Here is a 21,172-nt window from a genome sequence, read left to right as displayed (position 1 = left end):
ATAAAAAGCTTATGCACTTGTATAAGCTTTTTATTATGAATAAGTATAGTAATTCATATTCAAGATATATTTTAGAATCACAAAGTAAATAGTAGTAAACGATTTTTTGTTACTTAATATTCTATTTTATTTTAGAAGATAAAAGAATAGTTAAGGGGAATAAGCATGAAAATATGGGCATTAAAGAGTGTATTAGATAACTATGAGTCTTTCCAGTTATTAAATTTTGAAGAAGACAATAAAAAATATATTGATGGAAAAATAAATTCGATAACTCATTTAGCAAATTCATGGGGAAATATATATATAGAGTGTATTGAAGGAGATATTCATAGTGATTTCCCTAAATTTTGGGGAGGAACTGGTGCACCAATGATTAGTGAAAAAGCCAAGCAAGTACTTGAACCTTCAATAGGCGATAATGTTGAATTTTTACCACTCTTACGCAATTCAACTAGTGAGGTATATTACTTGGTCCACGTGTTGAATGTACTAGATGCAATTGATAGTGATAAAGCAGTTTTTAAAAAACTGATTACAGGTTTAATAATAGGATGCGAAAAATTCGCATTTAATAGTAATACTGTTCAAAATGAGATGATTTTTAAGGTTTATATAAATGGGAAAATTCATCCCACGGCTGTTTTTATTTCAGATGAATTGAAGAATCTTATTGAACAAAGTGATTTAAAAGGATTTGAATTTATTGAAGTGTGGATTCAGAAGAGCTTTCGTAAATAAATTCTAAAATTATAAATGGTCCTGATAAGTTTACGATAAAAATTTAAGTCCCCTTGTTATACAAAGTAGGGGACTATTTATCCTGCATTAACGAGCAGTAAGATTCCCACCTCAAAATTCGGCTGAAGCAAAGAGGCGAGAGATCAATTGCTTGTAAAAGGCTAATAATTCCTGGAGATGAACAAAACTTCCGATAAAAAATATTATTTTTCATGCACCAGCATCGAAACATCATCATTAATTAACGTCCCAACATGTTCACCTAAACAAATTCTTTTCATCACGCCAGGCTCATCAAAGTTAAAGACATGTGCTGGTAAATTATAATCACGGGCAAGTAGTAAAGCGGCTTGATCCATGACTTGAATGTTTTGCCTAACAACATCATTATAGTTTAGTTTGCTGTACATTTTTGCTGATTTATTATACTTTGGATCACTTGTAAAGACGCCATCGACACCTTGTTTTGCGACTAATATGGCATCGCTATTCATTTCAATAGCTCTTTGTACGCTTGGATAATCTGTCGTCACGAAGGGTTGCCCGTTTCCGCCTCCAAAGATAACGATATAGCCGTTATCTAAATGGTGGACTGCACGCAAGCGAATGTATGGTTCAGCTACTGCATTAAATGGAATGGACGTCATAACGCGTACTTCTCTATTTGTTTTACTTGTTAAAACACCACGAAGCATTAAGCTGTTAATGATTGTACCTAGTGTACCGATATTATCAGCTTCTACGCGATCAATTCCCCATTCTTCAGCTAGATGACCTCTAAAAATGTTACCGCCACCGATGACGATGGATACTTCGATATCTAAATCAACAATGGATAAAATTTCGTTTGCAATATGTTCTAATCGTTTGGAGTTAAAGCTATTTCCAGTTTGATCGGCAAGTGCACCGCCGCTTAATTTAATTAAGACACGTTTATATGGTCTCATAACAATTCCCCCTATATAGATCGCAGTCAACTCCCCCCACTGAGATGAAGCGTTTCAGTGGGGGCTTGAGTTAGAACACTAGGTCTTTTCTTCTATCACTAGACAGTTTGACGCTCTAGCATTCATGCCACCCTACGGTAACACCCCAAGTAAGTTTTTGGTTGGTACTGGCAACGAACGATAGTTTTCCCACTTGCACCACCCTTTCGAAAAAGAGCAGTTCTCCCTTGTGGAAGAAACCACCACTCAGATGAATCCGGCGTGTGCTACAAGCCCCGACAAGTCGAGTACACATGGATGGTTGACGCACCCACTAAGCTATGCACGAAGCAACAGCCTTACGTTTTTGCACTTCTAATAGAATCGGCGTTTTCACTTTAAGATTGTCATCCCATTCTACAACTCTTGATTTTTCCAATGTATTCAATGCACCATTAATATCAGCATGAATACATGTTCCTACTTTACTTTGGTACAGACCACGAGTGATTCTTTTGCCACTAAAGCGATAATGCGTACTATCATCCTTAGACCAAACTGGAACCGGATCTTTGTCTAGAAAACTGGCCTTTGAAGTATAGCTTTCTTCTTGTTTCAAAAATCGGATGCCTTCTTTTACGCATTTATTCTCAATTGCTGCAATCAGTTTATGGAACGGGATTTGAGCAAATGTTTGATTGTTCTTTTTTCCTATATGAGATTTTTGTTTCCAGCCAGTGTTATCCCCTATGACAATTGTATCTATGTTATATGCTTTCACTTCTTTAAACAACAGGCCTACAGTTTGTGAAATGTAACCATTTATTTGTCGTTCTCGTTTATGCCAAAGTGCAGCCATTTTATTCGTTACAATACGATTTGAAATTCCATTGTCCATATTTTTCTGTTGCAGATTACGTATCATTTTGTTGAAGTATTGATTAATGGATTTTAATTTTTTTCCATCAATTAAAAATGTATCACCTGTATTTGTTACGCAACTTACTAATCTATCTACACCTAAATCGCAACTCAAAGCGTTACTCGTAGTCGTGGATGGTTTCTTCATTTGAGAAATGTGCATTTCATATGTGTAATGCACCTCAAAGAACCGACCTTTTTGCTTTGGTACAATCTCAATGTAGGAGATTTTTTTATTTCTTACGTTTTTCGGCATACGTATTTTAATGGAACCGAATTTTTTCCTGAATGCCACATTCATCGGAATCATCCAATACCCGTTATCATCAACTTTTGGGACTTGATAGATTTCAATAATTCGTTTGTCAGTGGAACGAGAATAATTCGGAAACTTAGGACGCCCTGTGAACTTCTCAGGTTTTTTCTTCCACTGTTCCAACGCTTTAAAAAAGCTCTTCACTTCTGTAAACAAGGCTCTACGAATCGCTTGAACAGAATTTGATTGAATGCCCCAGTAATTCATATCGGCTTGCATGGCAGTATCCACTTCTTTTATAGTAGCCATTTTATTATGATTCAAGTAACTTTGTTTAATCGTGTACAATCCAACATTTCGCAATGCTTTTGAACTATGTGACATGCGTTGCAGTAAGCGGAAGTCTTTAGCAGTCAAGCAAGCTCGCCCGATATTTTGTTTTTGAGTGAATCGTTGTATGATTTCTCTTTTCTTTTGTTTACGTAATACTTTCACTGCTTTCTTTCTGGCCATTGTTTTCACCGCCTTTCTTAGAGGAATCATTAAAAATTTTTTAACAAATCCATATTCGGAACGAAATGAAACAACATGCGAACATGTTCTTCATCGTAATTCCTTTTGACTCAAGTAGCTGAATGATAATCATTATCCAATTTCGTTGTCTTACAATCTATTCCCTCCTCTCCTTATCTACGCAGATTATATCGTAAGACAAAAAAACAAACATTCGCACTCAAAAAATTATTATGAGCGAAACAAAAGAGTTCAGCCTACCTTCTGACAGCAATTCATCTCCACCTGAATTGTTGAGTTTCACCCGTAACACAAATCGGAGGGAGTCTTCTTGCCGAAAAGGATAAAAAAAGGAACAAAGGCAAATGCCCTTGTTCCTTTTTAAGAAAATGAAAAAGAAAAGAAGAAGATAAGACGAATTGCTTTGTATAGTTTTTCATATCATCCACTCCTTTTCATTTCGATTTGTTGTAAGTATATATCTTTTAGATTATACGAAATAATCTGATGTTTTATCAAGTATATTTTATTTCTTTTTACGGAATATGTGTCAATGAATATTATAAGAAAAAAATTCGAATTTTTTGTGACGAACTTGTAGGTTTTTGTATGATTTTGTAGGTTCGCCTATAAGATGTGTGAGTAAGCTTTTATAAATACGAAATGAAAGCGTTCGCATGAAGGGGATGAGCATAAATGAAAAAATTCGGATTGGCAACACAAATTTTTGTCGCGCTTGTTTTGGGGATTGTGGTAGGGGCAATCTTTTACGGCAATAAAACGGCGATTTCTTATATCACACCAATTGGGGATATATTTATTCACTTAATTAAAATGATTGTAGTACCGATTGTTATTTCAGCATTAATTGTTGCGGTAGCTGGTGTAGGAGATATGAAGAAGCTTGGGAAACTGGGCGGTAAGACAATTCTTTATTTCGAAATTATTACAACGATCGCTATTTTAATGGGATTACTTGCGGCAAATATATTCCAACCAGGTACTGGCGTTGATATGAGTAACTTACAGCAAAGTGATATTTCTTCTTATAAACAAACAGCAGATGCTACAGAGAAGAAAGGTTTTGCTGACACGATTGTTCATATTGTACCGAAAAACGTATTTGAATCGATTGCACAAGGTGACTTATTACCGATTATTTTCTTCTCAGTATTATTCGGTTTAGGAGTTGCGGCAATTGGGGAGAAAGGAAAGCCTGTCTTTAACTTCTTTGAAGGTGTACTCGAAGCGATGTTTTGGGTTACAAATCAAGTTATGAAATTTGCACCATTTGGTGTATTCGCATTAATTGCTGTTACGGTTGCAAAATTTGGTGTAGCAACATTACTTCCTTTAGGAAAACTAGTGCTAGCTGTATATGTAACTGTTATACTATTCGTTGTGATTGTATTAGGTATTAATGCACGAATGGTTGGCGTAAACATTTTTACATTAATGAAAATTTTAAAAGAAGAACTTATTCTTTCATTTACGACAGCAAGTTCAGAAGCTGTTTTACCTAATATAATGAGAAAAATGGAAGAGTTCGGTTGTCCAAAGGCAGTTGCCTCTTTCGTTATTCCGACAGGTTATACATTTAACTTGACTGGATCGGCTATTTATCAAGCGTTAGCGGCATTGTTTGTTGCACAAATGTACGGTGTGCACATGTCACTGACGGAGCAAATAACGTTATTATTCGTTCTCATGTTAACATCCAAGGGTATGGCGGGAGTTCCAGGTGCATCGTTCGTTGTTGTATTAGCAACATTAGGTTCAATGGGGTTACCACTAGAAGGTATCGCGTTAATTGCGGGAATTGACCGCATTTTAGATATGATTCGCTCAGCTGTCAATGTATTAGGAAATGCATTAGCGGCCATTGTTATGTCGAAGTGGGAAGGCGAATTCGATAATGAGAAAGCAAAACAATATGTAGAAACAGTCAAAGAAACAAAAGCAGCATAAGAAATCGTTAAGGAGTGAATAATCATGACAACATTAACTGAAGTTAAAAATGGTGTTCGAATTGAAAAAGATTTTTTAGGTGAAAAAGAAGTACCAAACTATGCATACTACGGCGTACAAACAATGCGTGCAGTTGAAAACTTTCCAATTACAGGATACAAAATCCATGAAGGTTTAATTAGAGCGTTCGCAGTTGTAAAAAAAGCTGCAGCGCTTGCTAATACAGATGTGGGAAGATTGGAATTGAACAAGGGCGGCGCGATCGCAGAAGCTGCTCAAGAAATTCTTGATGGAAAATGGCATGATCATTTCATCGTAGATCCAATCCAAGGCGGAGCAGGTACTTCAATGAACATGAATGCAAATGAAGTCATTGCCAATCGTGCTCTTGAATTATTAGGAATGGAAAAGGGAGACTATCATTATATTAGTCCAAATAGTCATGTAAACATGGCGCAATCAACAAACGATGCATTCCCAACGGCGATTCATATCGCAACATTAAACGCATTAGAAGGTTTATTACAAACGATGGGTTATATGCATGATGTATTTGAATTAAAAGCAGAACAGTTCGATCATGTGATTAAGATGGGTCGTACACATTTACAAGACGCTGTGCCAATTCGTCTTGGACAAGAATTTAAAGCGTACTCTCGTGTACTTGAACGTGATATGAAACGAATTCAGCAATCACGTCAACACTTATATGAAGTGAACATGGGGGCAACTGCAGTTGGTACAGGCTTAAATGCAGATCCAGAATATATTGAAGCAGTTGTAAAACATTTAGCTGCAATTAGTGAACTACCACTTGTTGGTGCAGAAGATTTAGTAGATGCAACGCAAAATACGGATGCATACACAGAAGTATCTGCAGCACTTAAAGTATGTATGATGAATATGTCTAAAATTGCAAATGATCTTCGCTTAATGGCATCAGGTCCACGCGTTGGTTTAGCGGAAATTATGCTACCTGCTCGTCAACCAGGTTCATCTATTATGCCAGGGAAAGTAAACCCTGTTATGCCAGAAGTAATTAATCAAATTGCGTTCCAAGTAATTGGTAACGACCATACAATTTGCCTTGCTTCAGAAGCAGGACAATTAGAATTAAACGTTATGGAACCAGTACTTGTTTTCAACTTACTTCAATCAATTAGCATTATGAATAATGGTTTCCGTGCCTTTACAGATAATTGCTTAAAAGGAATTGAAGCGAATGAAGATCGCTTAAAAGAGTATGTTGAGAAGAGTGTAGGAATTATTACAGCCGTGAACCCTCATATCGGTTATGAAGCAGCAGCTCGCGTTGCGAAAGAAGCAATCGCGACAGGGCAATCCGTTCGAGAACTTTGTGTGAAAAATGGTGTATTGTCACAAGAAGATTTAGAGTTAATTCTAGATCCATTCGAAATGACACACCCAGGGATTGCAGGAGCAACTCTTTTAAAGAAAAATTAAAAAAAGAGGGGGGACAATCCCCTCTTTTTTGTTTACAATATAGAAATGCTATATATGAATAGAGGTAGGGATGTTATGAGTAAGTTTACAGTAGCTTCTAATGGTTCATTAGAAACGACATTAAGAGGAGTAGAAGTATTATCAACACCACTTTTAAATAAAGGGGTCGCTTTCACGCAAGAAGAGAGAGAAGAATTAGGTTTAAAAGGGTTATTACCGCCAGCGGTTTTAACGTTAGAAGAACAAGCGCGCCGAGCATACGAACAATTTTGTTCTCAGCCGGATGATTTATTAAAGAATGTATACTTAACGGCATTACATGATCGAAATGAAGTATTATTTTATCGTATTTTAACAGATCATTTACGTGAAATGTTACCGATCGTATATACACCAACTGTCGGTGTAGCAATTCAAAGATATAGTCATGAATATCGTAAACCACGTGGTGTGTATTTATCAATTAACGATCCGTCAGGTATTGAAGAAGCGTTCGCCAATATCGGTGCAACAGCAGAAAATATTGATTTAGTCGTTGTAACAGATGGAGAAGGTATATTAGGAATTGGTGACTGGGGCGTTGGTGGTATTAACATCGCAATCGGAAAATTAGCTGTTTATACGGCTGCAGTTGGAATCGATCCTAGCCGTGTATTACCGGTAATTTTAGATGTAGGTACAAATCGTGAAGAATTATTAAACAATCCATTTTATATTGGAAATCGTCACCCTCGTATAACAGGTGAAGCTTACGATGAATATATTGATACATTTGTTCAAGCGGTAAATAAACAATTCCCGAAAGCACTTCTGCATTGGGAAGATTTCAGTTCTCGTAACGCACGAAAAATTTTAGATAAATATCGCCATGACGTGTGTACGTTTAACGATGATATTCAAGGAACAGGTGCAGTTTCGCTTGCTGCTGTATTATCAGCAGTAAAAGCTTCTGGTGTACCGTTAAGTGAACACCGCGTTGTAGTGTTTGGTGCTGGTACGGCTGGAATCGGTATCGCAGATCAAGTTAGAGATGCGATGGTTCGCGCCGGATTATCAGATGAAGAATCACATAATCGTTTCTGGTGTATTGACCGTAACGGATTAGTTACAGATAACATGGAAGATCTTCTTGATTTCCAAATTCCATATGCAAGAAAAGAAGCAGAAGTAAGTGAGTGGAAAGAAAATGATATAATCGGACTTGCTGAAGTTGTGAAACATGTACAACCGACAATTTTAATTGGTACATCTACTGTTGCAGGCGCATTTAAAGAAGAGATTATTAAAGAAATGGCTTCTCACGTAGAAAGACCAATCATTTTACCAATGTCGAATCCGACGCCACTTGCTGAAGCAAAACCAGCAGATTTAATTGAATGGACAGAGGGAAGAGCATTAGTTGCAACAGGAAGTCCATTTGAACCAGTTACATATAACGGTGTAACGTATGTAATTGGACAATCAAATAACGCACTTATTTTCCCTGGACTGGGTCTTGGTACAATTGTTGTTCGTGCAAGCGTCATGACGGATGGAATGTTCGCAGCAGCAGCTGAAGCGGTTGCAAGCATGGTAGATACAAGTCAGCCAGGAGCACCTATCTTACCAGAAGTCGAAGAGTTACGTAATATCTCGGAAATGGTTGCGATTGAAGTAGCGAAAGTTGCAGTTGCAGAAGGTGTTGCTAGAGTGAAATTAAGTGATAATGATATCAAGATTGCAGTGAAAGAAGCAATATGGGAACCAGAGTATCGCCAAATAAAAGCGGTAGAAAAGGTTAGAATATAGAAATAAAGCCCGTTTATCATAATAAACGGGCTTTCACTTTTACTATTGAAAAAAAGTATAGGAAGTGGCACTTTTGAATTGGAATCAATTATGGAAGAAAGATATATCCCTTTTAATTATACTAATGGTTGTTGTTCCAATTGCTGGAGAGCTTAATTTTCATCCTTTTAACGATACGTTTCGCGTTAGCTTTGGGACGCCGCTTTTCTTCTTTTTATTACTCTTTTTAAGAAGAATTCCAGCAGCAGCTGCAGGCATTCTTGTCGGTATATGTGTTGTTTTATTCCGTGTATGTCTTGACTGGGTATTGCAAGGTTCATTTCATATGACAGAATCATTTTATTTGCGTTATCCTGTGTTTTTTTATTATTTTATTTATGGAAGTCTTTTTTCACTTTGTAGGGTGAATAAGTTTCATCAGAGACCAATCGTTATTGGATGCCTTGGAATTACAATTGAAATTATTGCAAGTATGTCAGAGCTAGCGATTTATCATATGGTAGTGCTCGGTACAACAATAACAGTTTCTGAAGTGAATAAACTTATCATTATTGCTATTTTCCGCAGTTTCTTTGCGCTTGGCTTTTTAAATATGATGAATTTATATGAAACGAAATTAAAAGAATCACAAGTTCGAAAAGAAAATGAAAAAATGTTAATGCACTTGTCCAATTTATATGTAGAATCTGTTCATTTGAAAAAAACGTTACAAAATGCAGAATTGATTACACAAGAAGCATATCAACTATATCGAAATTTACAAGCGAACGATGCCTCAAATAGTAAAATAGCATTGAAAATAGCAGGAGAAGTGCACGAAATAAAAAAAGATAATCAAAGGATTTTTGCAGGATTATCTAAACTGTTATTAGATAAAAATGTGGCTGAGTATGTAGAAGGACATGAGCTTACAGAAATGATTGTAAGAATAAATGAAAAGTATGCTGAAATGCTAGAGAAAGATATACGTTTTTCTAAACATATAGAAGGTGAGCACGCTGCATATCACGTGTATACAGTGCTATCAATCTTTAATAACTTAGTTGCTAATGCAGTAGAGGCAATTGAAGATAGAGGTCTTATTCGTATTAAGTTATATAAACGAGAGCAACATGTAATCTTTGAAGTAATTGACGATGGCCCTGGTATTGCACAAAAGTATAAGAAATTAGTATTTAAGCCCGGGTTTACTTCAAAGTATGATCAAATGGGAACACCGTCCACAGGAATCGGACTTTCTTACATACACGAAATGGTAACAGAGCTCGGCGGAGAAGTAAGGTTAGAAGACAATGAAACTGGAAAAGGGTGTAAGTTTATCGTTTGTTTACCGGAGTGCAGTTTAAAGCGGGAAGGGGAATAGATTTGTTTTATTATATTGTAGATGATGATGAAGTTTTCCGTTCGATGCTTTCGCAAATTATTGAGGATGGCGATCTAGGGGAAGTAATTGGAGAATCGGAAGATGGAGCGTATATTGAAGCAGAACAGCTAAATTATAAAAAAGTAGATATTTTATTTATTGATTTACTCATGCCAATGAGAGATGGCATTGAAACAGTTCGCCATATAGCACCTTCATACAATGGGAAAATTATTATGATTTCTCAAGTTGAATCGAAACAGCTCATTGGTGAGGCGTATACACTTGGTGTGGAGTATTATATCACGAAACCACTAAACAAAATTGAAGTTGAATCTGTCGTACGAAAAGTAATGGAACGGATTCGCTTGGAGCGTTCCATACATGATATTCAAAAATCATTGAATAACGTGTTTCAGTGGGAGCAGCCGCAAATGCGCAATGAACCGGTGCAAGAAGGGAAAAAGATATCAGATTCAGGACGCTTTTTACTATCTGAACTCGGTATTGCGGGAGAGAATGGCAGTAAAGATTTACTTAGTATGCTGGAATATTTATATGGACAAGAAAAGGCGCAAACATTTGAATTTGGATTTCCTGCGTTAAAAGATATCTTTCACCAAATAACATTAAAAAAATTAGATCATATAGCTTCGGATGCAGATATAGATAAGGAGAGAAAAGCATCTGAACAACGTGTAAGAAGAGCGATTTATCAATCATTGAATCATTTAGCTTCCCTCGGACTAACAGACTTTTCAAATCCGAAATTTGAAAGTTATGCTCCGAAGTTTTTTGATTTCACTGTAGTTAGAAAACGAATGACAGAAATGACAAAGGATGAAATAGCAACTTCTGGCCATATACGAATTAATACGAAAAAATTTATTCAAGTGTTGTATTTTGAGGCGAAACGGCTGATGGAGATAGAGTGAAAAGGTGCTTATAAATAGGCATCTTTTTTTGTTAAATCAACATTTTATATTTTCTCGTGGAGCATGTAAAATGTTAAGTAAGAGAAAATGGTTTTACATTAAGGAAGTGTCAAAACAATGAGTTTTACATTAAATAAATCGATTATAAAAGAAGTATGCGGAGAGACCTCATATAAAAGAGGGGAAGCTTATTATAAATCAAATAAAGTAATCGTGAATCATTATGATGAAACGAAAGAAATTTGCGAAGCGACGGTAAAAGGGAACGAAGATTTTCATGTTACAGTAGAAAAAGCTCAAAAAGGTGATGTAGTTGCGAGATGTAGTTGCCCTTCGTTAGCGTCTCTTCAAACTTACTGTCAACATGTTGCAGCCGTATTAATACAAATCAATTATAATCAGCAAACGGGTGGCATGCTCCCTGCTAGTAGTGAAAATATGAGCGGAAATGATCAATTAACGAATGGGATGTTTCAGTTGTTTGCAGACAAACCACTGAAGCCCAAAAGTAAACAACACCGTTTTGATACACGTGAAATATTAGATGTTGCGTTTATATGTTCACCAGTAGCGACGAAAAGTGGTGGGGCTCTTCTTGGAATTCAGTTAAAACTTGCGAAAACATATTTTATAAATCATATTAGAGAATTTCTTTCTAAAGTGGAGAAGAGAGAGACTTTTCATTGTTCTAATGAATTTACATATACACCAGATGTACATAGTTTCAGGCAAGAAACGGATGCGGTTATTCAGCAGCTGATTAAAATGTATCATAATGAAAAAATGTATGAAGATGCGTTAGAAGTACACGCGAAACAAGATGAAAGTATGATATTTATACCGCCAGCTTCATGGAAAGACATGCTCTCTTCACTTTCTAAAGTTGAGTATGTACAGCTGAAACAAAATGAACAACAGTTTCAGGGATTACAAGTTTCAAACGGTTTATTGCCATTACATTTTGAGTTTACGAAAGGAAATAATGGCGGATTTACACTTCATATAGACGGCCTAAATCGTGTTCAAGTTATGGAAATGTATAACAACGCTCTTTACGATGGGAAATTATATCATTTACCTATGGAAGATTGTATGCGACTTATTGAATTGCAAAAGATGATGAATCGCTCAAATAGCAATCAGTTTTATATTCCTGAAAGTAAGATGGAACATTTCGTAGCGAAAGTTGTGCCAGGATTAATGAAACTTGGAACAGTACGCATTGATGAAGTGATATCAGATCGTGTTGAAACGCCGTCGCTAAAAGCAAAACTGTATTTAGATCGTGTGAAAAATCGTTTGTTAGCAGGTCTTGAATTCCATTATGGAAACGTCATGATTAATCCGCTAGAAGAAGACGGGCAGCCGTCAGTTTTTAATCGTGATGAGAAAAAGGAAAAAGAGATTTTAGACGTTATGAGTGAAAGTGCCTTCGCGAAAACAGAAGGTGGTTACTTTATGCATAATGAAGAGGCTGAGTATAACTTTTTATATCACGTCGTTCCAACGTTAAAAGGCTTAGTTGATATTTACGCGACGACAGCAATTAAATTACGTATTCATAAAGGGGATACAGCTCCTCTTATTAGAGTAAGAAGAAAAGAAAGAATTGATTGGTTGTCATTTCGTTTTGATATAAAAGGAATACCGGAAGCTGAAATTAAAGGTGTATTAGCGGCTCTTGAAGAGAAACGTAAATATTATCGATTAGCGAATGGTTCGTTATTATCACTGGAGAGTAAAGAGTTTAATGAAATTAATCAGTTTGTAAAAGAATCAGGTATTCGGAAAGAATTTTTACATGGGGAAGAAGTGAATGTTCCACTTATTCGGAGTGTAAAATGGATGAACGGACTTCATGAAGGAAACGTTTTAAGTTTAGACGAGTCTGTTCAAGAGTTAGTTGAAAGCATTCAAAATCCGAAAAAATTAAAGTTTACAGTGCCGCAAACTTTACATGCTGTAATGAGAGAGTATCAAATATACGGATTCGAGTGGATGAAAACACTCGCCTATTACCGTTTTGGCGGTATTTTAGCAGATGATATGGGACTTGGAAAAACGTTGCAAAGTATTGCTTATATAGATTCTGTGTTGCCTGAAATTCGAGAGAAGAAGCTGCCCATATTAGTCGTTTCACCGTCATCACTTGTTTATAACTGGCTTAGTGAATTGAAAAAATTTGCCCCGCATATTAGAGCGGTTATTGCCGATGGAAATCAAGCAGAGCGCCGAAAAATATTAAAAGGTATAACAGAATTTGATGTCGTAATTACGTCATATCCATTACTGAGAAGAGATATAAAATCGTATGCGAGGCCATTTCATACGCTATTTCTTGATGAAGCACAGGCATTTAAAAACCCTACAACACAAACTGCAAGAGCAGTGAAAACGATTCAAGCTGAATATCGTTTCGGATTAACAGGGACACCTGTAGAAAATTCATTAGAAGAGCTATGGTCTATCTTTCATGTCGTATTCCCGGAATTATTACCAGGAAGAAAAGAGTTCGGTGATTTAAGACGTGAAGATATAGCGAAGCGAGTGAAACCATTCGTATTAAGGCGATTAAAAGGGGACGTATTACAGGAGCTTCCTGATAAAATAGAGCATATACAGTCATCGGAGTTATTACCCGATCAAAAAAGTCTCTATGCTGCTTATCTAGCCAAGTTAAGAGAAGAAACGTTAAAACATTTAGATAAAGATACGTTACGCAAAAATAAAATTAGAGTTTTAGCGGGATTAACAAGATTACGCCAAATTTGTTGTCACCCTGCTTTGTTTGTTGATGATTATAAGGGCAGTTCAGCTAAATTTGAACAACTGTTAGAGATTTTAGAGGAATGTAGAAGTACAGGGAAGAGAATTCTTATCTTTTCTCAATTCACGAAGATGCTTTCCATTATTGGCCGTGAGTTAAATCGTCAAGCAATTCCATACTTTTATTTAGACGGAAATACCCCTTCGCAAGAACGTGTAGAGCTATGTGATCGGTTTAACGAAGGCGAAGGAGACCTATTTCTCATTTCTTTAAAAGCTGGTGGTACAGGCCTTAACTTAACGGGTGCCGATACAGTTATATTGTACGATTTATGGTGGAATCCAGCTGTTGAACAACAAGCAGCAGATAGAGCATATCGAATGGGACAAAAAAATACGGTACAAGTTATTAAATTAGTGGCTCACGGCACAATTGAGGAAAAGATGCATGAACTGCAAGAGAGTAAGAAAAATTTAATCGCTGAAGTGATTGAGCCGGGAGAAGAGAAATTATCTTCTATTACGGAGGAAGAAATACGAGATATTCTAATGATTTAATATGAAAAAGCTATGCTTTCAAATTTATGAGAGCATAGCTTTTTGTTGTAATAATAATATTTTGTTTTGAACAAAGTAAAGAAATAAGACACTATTTATTTTACTTCTTTGTACCTTTACTTTTGTATGGCTTTGCAGCTGCCTTTTTCTTTGCACTTGATTGCCAACGATTCCATCCTTTACTTCCTGTACCTTGTCCTACACCTTTTTTCGGTTTTGCTTTCGTTTTGCTCATATGATCACTCCGTTATATAAAAATCTTATTTGATAATAGTCAATGATTTAGAAAATACTCTTTATAAATGACTATGATTACTTTAAGTAAAAATAAACTGCTTGAATGTTATAGTATAACATGAATTTGCAAGTAAACTGAAAGGAATTACAAAGAAAATGAAAATAATACGAAATACTGCGGATTCTATATTTCGAACGATTACATTACTTGTTGTGTATATGTTAGTCTCGGTTAGTGAAACATTTTGGGGATTGACAAGGCAAAAGAAGTAAAGAGGGTATATTGGAAACAATCAATAAAGCCGTAAAATAAAGAATTGAAAAATATTTTAAAACTTTTTGTTGACTTTCTTTATTTTTTGTATAGAATAATCATTAATAAAATGTTTCAGAGATGTGACAACAAAACGACTATGAAAGGACGAGTAGTAGTAGGATGTAGTCTAAGCGAGTCAGGGGTGGTGCGAGCCTGATACGAAGCCTATTATGAAGAACCTCCTGGAGTTGCTAACCGAAATCCTTTATAGGAAAGTAGACTTAGCCGGGAACTTCGCCGTTACAAGAAGAACAGTATCGAGATATTTCATCTCCGTACTGTATAAGTGAGCAACCTCTGTTGCTAATTTGGGTGGTACCGCGGAACCAAAGCCTTTCGTCCCAGTTTTTTGGGAAAGAAGGGCTTTTTTTGTTGGCTTCTTTTCACAACATCCAAACATTTTAGGAGGAAACCACCATGTATCAATCATTAATGACAGTAAGAGAGACTCAAATCGCAATTAAGGAAGTTAAAACATTTTTCGAGGATCAATTAGCAAAACGCCTTGAACTATTCCGTGTATCTGCACCATTATTCGTAACGAAAAAATCAGGATTAAATGATCACTTAAACGGTGTAGAACGTCCAATTGAATTTGATATGTTACATTCAGGAGAAGAATTAGAAATTGTGCATTCACTAGCGAAGTGGAAAAGATTCGCATTACATGAATACGGATATGAAGCTGGTGAAGGTTTATATACAAACATGAACGCAATTCGTCGTGATGAGGAACTTGATGAAACACATTCCATTTACGTTGACCAATGGGATTGGGAAAAAATTGTTCAAAAAGAATGGCGCACTGTAGACTACTTGCAAGAAACAGTACAAACAATTTATGGAATATTCAAAGATTTAGAAGATCACTTGTTTGAAAAATATCCGTTCCTTGGAAAGTATTTACCAGAAGAAGTTGTTTTCATCACTTCCCAAGAACTAGAAGATAAATATCCAGAATTGACACCGAAAGATCGTGAACATGCAATTGCAAAAGAACACGGTGCAGTCTTTATTATAGGGATTGGTGATGCACTTCGTTCAGGTGAAAAGCATGACGGACGCGCAGCTGATTACGATGATTGGAAATTAAACGGTGATATTTTATTCTGGCACCCAGTACTACAATCTTCATTCGAATTATCATCAATGGGAATTCGTGTTGATAGTAAATCACTTGATGAACAGTTAACGAAAACGGGTGAAGATTTCAAACGTGAGTATGATTTCCATAAAGGGATATTAGAAGACGTACTACCATTAACAATTGGCGGTGGTATCGGACAATCAAGAATGTGCATGTACTTCCTACGTAAAGCACATATTGGTGAAGTTCAATCTTCTGTATGGCCTGACGATTTACGTGAAGCTTGCAAGAAAGAAAACATTCATCTGTTTTAATAGAATTATGAGGGAGAGTAGCTCAGGGATAGAGCTATCCTCCCTTTTTTGTTGTGTAAACGAGTGGTTTACAGAGAGTTTTACTAATGGTTTCTTTCATTTATATCTCTTTTTATGTAATAATTTGTTAAAGGAGGGGACGTTATGAGCATAGGAGAACAGCTGAAAAAATTACGAGAACTAAAGGGGTTTTCGCAAGAGGATGTTGCTAAAAAGATTGGTGTGACGAGGCAAGCAGTGTATAAGTGGGAAAATGATAAAAGCTTTCCGGATATTGAAAATTTGATTTTATTGAGCGAAATGTATAATGTTACGCTTGATGAATTAATAAAAGGTAATCAAGATTTAAAAGAAAAAATACATATTGATGAAGAAGATGAGGATTTTGAGAAAGAGAATGAATTTGGTTTTTATATTGGATGTGGTTTGCTAATTGTGAGTGCTTTCATTGATTATGAAGGAATGCAAGAGATCTTATTAGGAATTTCACTATTCATGATGGTTTTTTACACTGACATGAAGAAAGTTATTTTGAATGAGTTCCGATCGTTTTTTAATAGAAAAGATATATATGATAAGAAGTGAGAAGAGTCCGTTATATTTCCTAGGAAAGGGTATAACAAGTAATTGAATTGTTTTATAATGATTTTGGGATGTTGATAGTATGTTAAAAAGTTCAAACAAGCATAACCCCGTTCTAAAGCTAGGACGGGGTTAAAAATCTAAGTTTTATTCAACAATAGTGCTCTTTTTATTGAATAAGAATTTTCTTCAAATATTTTCACTTCAGTAAAGGTTTTTTATAAAACATCACCTACTTATTTGTTACCGAGTTCTTCCGCTAAACCGATTAAAATTCCTTCGGTTCCACGAATGTAGCAGAGTCGATACGAGTTCTCATACTGAACTACTTCGCCAACGAGCTCTGCACCATGCTTAGTAAGTCTGGATACCATTTCATCAATGTCTTCAACGGTGAACATGACGCGCAGATAACCGAGGGCGTTTACAGGAGCTGCCCGGTGATCTGCTATAGTAGGTGGGGTGAGAAATCGCGAAAGTTCAATTCGGCTGTGACCATCTGGCGTAACCATCATAGCAATCTCTACGCACTGGGAACCGAGTCCTGTTACGCGACCAGCCCATTCACCTTCAACAGTAGCTCGCCCTTCGAGATTCAAGCCAATCTCCTCGAAGAAAGAGATTGCGTTATCAAGGGATTCTACAACGATGCTGACATTGTCCATTCGTAGTAATCTGTTGTTTGTCATAGTCTTTATCTCCTTATATGTATAAATTTATTATCTAATTATCCTTATAATTATACTAAAATCTCTTCTAAACAAAAAACACCTTGTCACAGTGTAGGAAAATGTGACAAGGTGTTTTCGGGTATAGTATATAACACCTTGTTAACGAACAACACTTCCTAAATCCTCTACTATTGAAATATGCGCGAACTTTATTTCGTGAATGCTATCATTTCAAGAATTTGATAATGTAGTTGCTATTCGATAAAATAACTTCGAGTTTCCCACAAAATATTCCTATCCTGTACGCAAATGGCTCGATTGTTGTAAATAACTTTCTTGTCACTCTATACAAAGCAAACAGCTTTCTATTTATATAGGAAGGAAATAGATTAATATGGGTTTGTAAGCTGTAATCCAAATGTAAAATTAACTCATCTGAACCAAAGGCTCAACTTTCGCCATAAATGATTGATGCAGTGCCTCCACACCTGTTACTAAATGAAGGCGGTCAATAACGACAGACACTTTAATTTCTGATGTACTTACCATTTTAATATGAATATTTTCTTCTTTTAAAGTAGTGAACATATTCGCAGCGACACCTGGGTTAGATACCATACCTGATCCTACAATTGATACTTTTGCTAAATGATTTTCATATTCTACAGATTCATAGTGTAGTGTTTCTTGATTTTGTTCCAATACCTCTAAAGTTTCTCTTAAATCATTAGAGTGGATTGAGAAGGAGAGGTGAACAGTTCCTTCATTTGTAATACTTTGAATGATGATATCTACATTAATATGTGCCGCTGCTAATGTAGAGAAAACTGTTGAAAGTGCACCTTGTTCCAATCCTTTCATTGTGACGCGTGTAATATTATCTTCAAATGCAATACCTTTAACGATTGATTGTTGTTCCATGTTACATTCTCCTTTTACAATTGTTCCGTTTTCTTGTTCCATACTTGAGCGAACTTCTAAAACGACATTATGATTTTTAGCAAACTCAACCGCACGCGGGTGTAATACACCAGCACCGAGGTTTGCAAGTTCTAACATTTCGTCATAAGAAATTTCATCTAATTTATAAGCGTCTTTTACAACTCGTGGGTCCGTCGTGTATACGCCTGTCACATCCGTGTAAATATCACATTTTTTTGCTTTCAGTGCAGCGGTTAATGCAACAGCAGTTGTATCAGAGCCACCGCGTCCAAGTGTTGTAATTTCATGTTCTTCACTGACTCCTTGGAACCCAGCTATAATAACAATCGTGCCTTCGGCAAGATAAGATTGAATACGATCTGTATGAATGTCAGTAATCCGTGCATTACTATGTACAGATTCTGTCGTAATACCAGCTTGCCATCCTGTTAATGAAATTGCATGATAGCCTTTTGCTTGCAGTGCCATCGTTAATAATGAAATAGTTACTTGTTCTCCTGTAGATAGAAGCATATCCATTTCACGTTTACTTGGATTTTCTGTAATAGCGTTAGCGAGTGCGACAAGTTCATCCGTGCTTTTTCCCATTGCTGAAACGACAGAGACAATGCTATGACCTCGTTCATATTCTTCAATAATTAAATTTGCTACATGTTGAATGCGTTCGACGCTTCCGACAGAAGTGCCACCAAATTTTTGAACAATTGTTTCCATTACAAATTCCTTCTTTCGTCTATTTTTAAGAATAGATTAGGAAATATATAAATCCCAATACTCCTGTAGTTACCAGAAAGACAAACAAAAAACACCATCTCAAATAAGTGAGGATGGTGCTGTTACAGGAAAAGGGAAACAGAAAACGGAGCTAATAAAAAAACCGCCAAAAAAGGAATATCATAAAAAATGATATCTCTTTTTTGTAGATAGCTCTTCATACGTACACGTCTGTACATATGACAGTTCTGTTTCTATTCGAAAACAGCCCCAATTGATAAATGCAGAGAAATTTATCAATTTCGGCAATACTTCCTTTCATCTAAGTTCATAGACATCTCTGTGTCTCCATTAGACTACTCATAAGTATCGCAACCTCTATCTCACGTTTTAGGCGAGAGTGTTTGATTTATGAAGTTGTTGGTAACATTTGTTTTATAATAATTTAAATTTTTCGGGGAATCAAGTGTTTTATATATATTTTAAAAATTCTTTCTTTTTTTATGGGGAAGTTTGTGAAAAATGTAGCAAAATAAATTCATTGCATGTACATTAAATTTATAGTGCATTGGAGGTGGAAGAATGAAGAGGGAAAAGCCTATTTATGTTTCGGCAGAAATGAACACAACAATGGAGAAATTATGGGAATATACGCAGGAACCAGATATACATACAGAGTGGGATGCCCGCTTTACTGAAATTTCTTATTTAGAGAAAAAAGAAGGAGAACCACAGAAGTTTTTATATAAAACAAAGATCGGATTTGGACTTGAAATAGCTGGAGAAGGGGAATCAATAGGTGAGATAAGAAAAGAAACGGGTGAAAGAATTTCTTCTTTAAAATTTTGGACAGATAGTAAATTATCTCTTATTCAAATAGGGCGTGGTTATTGGAAGTATACACCGACCGAAGAACACATTCATTTTGAGACGCAATATGATTATGATACGAGGTTTGGTCGTATAGGGAGTGTAATAGATTCCTATATGTTTCGTCCGTTATTAGGTTGGGCGACAGCTTGGAGTTTTGATGCTTTAAAATTATGGTTAGAAAAGGGACTTCATCCTAGATTACTAATTAGAAAAACAATGACATATTGGCTCGTATGTTTTTTATTTGCTTTTGTATGGATGTATCAAGGGATAGTGCCGAAACTAGTTTTTACTCATTCAGAAGAAGTAAAGATGCTATCTGTGATGATTGGTTCAACTGAACATAGTATTTTTGTACTTAAAATAATTGGATTGCTAGAAATTATTTTTGGTGTCATATGGCTGTTGCCATTTCCAAAACAAAAAGTATTTATCGTACATATTTTTATGTTAATAGCCTTAATGATAGCGGCAGGATTTACGAATATCGTAAGCTTTACAGAGCCGTTTAATCCAATTACATTAAATATCCTACTGATAGGGTTATCGATTGTTGGTTATATAAATAGTTTTAATTTACCAAGTGCAAAAAATTGCAAGAGGACGAGAAAGGGATAATGTATGGCTAATATTTATGAGAGATTACTAGGAGATACTTATAAAAAACTTCATCCAGAATTACAGAAGCGGTATGCGATTACAGAAGATAATAGTTTCACAGGGGAAGGAAAGATGGATGAAATTTATGGAGGCTCTTTTTTCGTAAAATTAATATTAAAAATTGCATCGAAATTCCGTATGTTTTTCTCTGAGCGGGGGAAGGAAGTGCCATTTACAATACATAATACTGCTGAGCGAGATGAACATGGACATGAACTTGTGCGGTGGAATCGTACTTTTTATTTTCACAATAAGAAAAGATATTTTAATGCCGTTATGCAGTTGGATGAAGAGAATAATGAAATTGTGGATTGTTTTGGTGAACCGCACATACTTGTTTCTACATTGAATTTTCATATTGATGAGGTGGGGGCAATGCATATTTCTTCAAAGAAACAATGGTTTTTTATGTTTGGAAGAAAAATACCGTTACCTAGATTTTTATACGGAGAGGCAAAAATTGTAGAAAGTTATGATGAAACACTACAATGTTTTCGAATTCATGTACAAGTACGTAATCCGTTAATCGGTTCATTATTTTCATATAAGGGAACATTTGTGGAAAGGAAATAAATAG

The 21,172-nt window shown here is 35.8% G+C and carries 16 protein-coding genes, 1 riboswitch and 1 other annotated feature; of the genes, 11 read left to right on the top strand and 5 right to left on the bottom strand.

The features are described from left to right. Window positions 1-165 precede the first annotated feature (165 nt). The gene (locus tag QCI44_RS19385) at window positions 166-741 is read left to right on the top strand and encodes an imm11 family protein (RefSeq protein WP_098405208.1); all 576 of its coding nucleotides are present in this window, start codon (window positions 166-168) and stop codon (window positions 739-741) included. A gap of 203 nt (window positions 742-944) precedes the next feature. Here QCI44_RS19385 and pyrH read toward each other — a convergent pair whose 3' ends face one another. Both pyrH and QCI44_RS19375 read right to left on the bottom strand, forming a co-directional pair. Next, window positions 945-1,688 carry a UMP kinase gene (gene pyrH, locus QCI44_RS19380; RefSeq protein ID WP_016088441.1) on the bottom strand — a complete coding sequence of 248 codons (744 nt, stop codon included), beginning with the start codon at window positions 1,686-1,688 and terminating at the stop codon, window positions 945-947. Window positions 1,689-2,001: 313 nt separating this feature from the next. Continuing rightward, window positions 2,002-3,357, bottom strand: coding sequence for an RNA-guided endonuclease TnpB family protein (locus QCI44_RS19375; RefSeq protein WP_098985839.1), 1,356 nt, complete (start codon window positions 3,355-3,357; stop codon window positions 2,002-2,004). A gap of 696 nt (window positions 3,358-4,053) precedes the next feature. Between QCI44_RS19375 and QCI44_RS19370 the strand changes: the two genes are divergently transcribed. From QCI44_RS19370 to QCI44_RS19345, 6 genes are all read left to right on the top strand, one after another. Continuing rightward, the gene (locus QCI44_RS19370) at window positions 4,054-5,325 is read left to right on the top strand and encodes a cation:dicarboxylate symporter family transporter (protein WP_016088439.1); all 1,272 of its coding nucleotides are present in this window, start codon (window positions 4,054-4,056) and stop codon (window positions 5,323-5,325) included. A 24-nt stretch (window positions 5,326-5,349) separates the two neighbouring features. Continuing rightward, on the top strand, window positions 5,350-6,789 hold the full coding sequence (gene aspA / locus QCI44_RS19365; protein WP_016088438.1) for an aspartate ammonia-lyase: 1,440 nt from the start codon (window positions 5,350-5,352) through the stop codon (window positions 6,787-6,789). A gap of 75 nt (window positions 6,790-6,864) precedes the next feature. Beyond that, window positions 6,865-8,577, top strand: coding sequence for an oxaloacetate-decarboxylating malate dehydrogenase (malS, locus tag QCI44_RS19360; RefSeq protein ID WP_016088437.1), 1,713 nt, complete (start codon window positions 6,865-6,867; stop codon window positions 8,575-8,577). Window positions 8,578-8,641: 64 nt separating this feature from the next. Next, the gene (locus QCI44_RS19355) at window positions 8,642-9,940 is read left to right on the top strand and encodes a sensor histidine kinase (RefSeq protein ID WP_088083582.1); all 1,299 of its coding nucleotides are present in this window, start codon (window positions 8,642-8,644) and stop codon (window positions 9,938-9,940) included. Window positions 9,941-9,942: 2 nt separating this feature from the next. After that, window positions 9,943-10,875, top strand: a complete 933-nt coding sequence (locus QCI44_RS19350) for a response regulator (protein WP_088083583.1) — start codon at window positions 9,943-9,945, stop codon at window positions 10,873-10,875. A gap of 117 nt (window positions 10,876-10,992) precedes the next feature. Further along, on the top strand, window positions 10,993-14,199 hold the full coding sequence (locus tag QCI44_RS19345; RefSeq protein ID WP_098985837.1) for a DEAD/DEAH box helicase: 3,207 nt from the start codon (window positions 10,993-10,995) through the stop codon (window positions 14,197-14,199). Window positions 14,200-14,299: 100 nt separating this feature from the next. Here the strand turns inward: QCI44_RS19345 and QCI44_RS19340 are convergent, their stop codons facing one another. Then, window positions 14,300-14,434 (bottom strand): DUF3934 domain-containing protein, encoded by a 135-nt coding sequence (locus QCI44_RS19340; protein ID WP_000047588.1) that lies wholly within the window; start codon window positions 14,432-14,434, stop codon window positions 14,300-14,302. 406 nt (window positions 14,435-14,840) lie between these two features. Then, window positions 14,841-15,099: a binding site (T-box leader), on the top strand. Window positions 15,100-15,169: 70 nt separating this feature from the next. Between QCI44_RS19340 and asnA the strand changes: the two genes are divergently transcribed. Together asnA and QCI44_RS19330 are read left to right on the top strand one after the other, a co-directional pair. Next, the gene (gene asnA / locus QCI44_RS19335) at window positions 15,170-16,153 is read left to right on the top strand and encodes an aspartate--ammonia ligase (protein ID WP_016088433.1); all 984 of its coding nucleotides are present in this window, start codon (window positions 15,170-15,172) and stop codon (window positions 16,151-16,153) included. A gap of 144 nt (window positions 16,154-16,297) precedes the next feature. Then, window positions 16,298-16,738, top strand: a complete 441-nt coding sequence (locus tag QCI44_RS19330) for a helix-turn-helix domain-containing protein (protein WP_016088432.1) — start codon at window positions 16,298-16,300, stop codon at window positions 16,736-16,738. Between the two features lie 233 nt (window positions 16,739-16,971). Here QCI44_RS19330 and QCI44_RS19325 read toward each other — a convergent pair whose 3' ends face one another. Both QCI44_RS19325 and QCI44_RS19320 read right to left on the bottom strand, forming a co-directional pair. Next, window positions 16,972-17,424 carry a VOC family protein gene (locus tag QCI44_RS19325; RefSeq protein ID WP_000184018.1) on the bottom strand — a complete coding sequence of 151 codons (453 nt, stop codon included), beginning with the start codon at window positions 17,422-17,424 and terminating at the stop codon, window positions 16,972-16,974. A 408-nt stretch (window positions 17,425-17,832) separates the two neighbouring features. Beyond that, window positions 17,833-19,062 carry an aspartate kinase gene (locus tag QCI44_RS19320; RefSeq protein ID WP_016088431.1) on the bottom strand — a complete coding sequence of 410 codons (1,230 nt, stop codon included), beginning with the start codon at window positions 19,060-19,062 and terminating at the stop codon, window positions 17,833-17,835. Between the two features lie 202 nt (window positions 19,063-19,264). Continuing rightward, window positions 19,265-19,451: riboswitch (Lysine riboswitch) on the bottom strand. Window positions 19,452-19,644: 193 nt separating this feature from the next. Here QCI44_RS19320 and QCI44_RS19315 point away from each other — a divergent pair. Then, window positions 19,645-20,553: a DoxX-like family protein gene (locus QCI44_RS19315; RefSeq protein WP_016088430.1), complete on the top strand. Its 909-nt coding sequence runs from the start codon at window positions 19,645-19,647 to the stop codon at window positions 20,551-20,553. A 3-nt stretch (window positions 20,554-20,556) separates the two neighbouring features. Then, a complete protein-coding gene (locus tag QCI44_RS19310) occupies window positions 20,557-21,168 on the top strand; it encodes a DUF4166 domain-containing protein (protein ID WP_016088429.1) in 612 nt (203 codons plus the stop codon). Window positions 21,169-21,172: the final 4 nt, after the last annotated feature.

Origin of the sequence: Bacillus cereus group sp. RP37 (genome assembly GCF_040459695.1) — a bacterium.
GTDB lineage: Bacteria > Bacillota > Bacilli > Bacillales > Bacillaceae_G > Bacillus_A.
This window is presented reverse-complemented; position numbering and strand designations above follow the sequence as displayed.

Excerpts from the sequence above, each read along its gene's own strand:
- QCI44_RS19385 (WP_098405208.1), top strand. The coding sequence starts at position 166 with ATGAAAATATGGGCATTAAAGAGTGTATTAGATAACTATGAGTCTTTC.
- pyrH (WP_016088441.1), bottom strand. The coding sequence starts at position 1,688 with ATGAGACCATATAAACGTGTCTTAATTAAATTAAGCGGCGGTGCACTT.
- QCI44_RS19375 (WP_098985839.1), bottom strand. The coding sequence starts at position 3,357 with ATGGCCAGAAAGAAAGCAGTGAAAGTATTACGTAAACAAAAGAAAAGA.
- QCI44_RS19370 (WP_016088439.1), top strand. The coding sequence starts at position 4,054 with ATGAAAAAATTCGGATTGGCAACACAAATTTTTGTCGCGCTTGTTTTG.
- aspA (WP_016088438.1), top strand. The coding sequence starts at position 5,350 with ATGACAACATTAACTGAAGTTAAAAATGGTGTTCGAATTGAAAAAGAT.
- malS (WP_016088437.1), top strand. The coding sequence starts at position 6,865 with ATGAGTAAGTTTACAGTAGCTTCTAATGGTTCATTAGAAACGACATTA.
- QCI44_RS19345 (WP_098985837.1), top strand. The coding sequence starts at position 10,993 with ATGAGTTTTACATTAAATAAATCGATTATAAAAGAAGTATGCGGAGAG.
- QCI44_RS19340 (WP_000047588.1), bottom strand. The coding sequence starts at position 14,434 with ATGAGCAAAACGAAAGCAAAACCGAAAAAAGGTGTAGGACAAGGTACA.
- asnA (WP_016088433.1), top strand. The coding sequence starts at position 15,170 with ATGTATCAATCATTAATGACAGTAAGAGAGACTCAAATCGCAATTAAG.
- QCI44_RS19330 (WP_016088432.1), top strand. The coding sequence starts at position 16,298 with ATGAGCATAGGAGAACAGCTGAAAAAATTACGAGAACTAAAGGGGTTT.
- QCI44_RS19325 (WP_000184018.1), bottom strand. The coding sequence starts at position 17,424 with ATGACAAACAACAGATTACTACGAATGGACAATGTCAGCATCGTTGTA.
- QCI44_RS19320 (WP_016088431.1), bottom strand. The coding sequence starts at position 19,062 with ATGGAAACAATTGTTCAAAAATTTGGTGGCACTTCTGTCGGAAGCGTC.
- QCI44_RS19315 (WP_016088430.1), top strand. The coding sequence starts at position 19,645 with ATGAAGAGGGAAAAGCCTATTTATGTTTCGGCAGAAATGAACACAACA.
- QCI44_RS19310 (WP_016088429.1), top strand. The coding sequence starts at position 20,557 with ATGGCTAATATTTATGAGAGATTACTAGGAGATACTTATAAAAAACTT.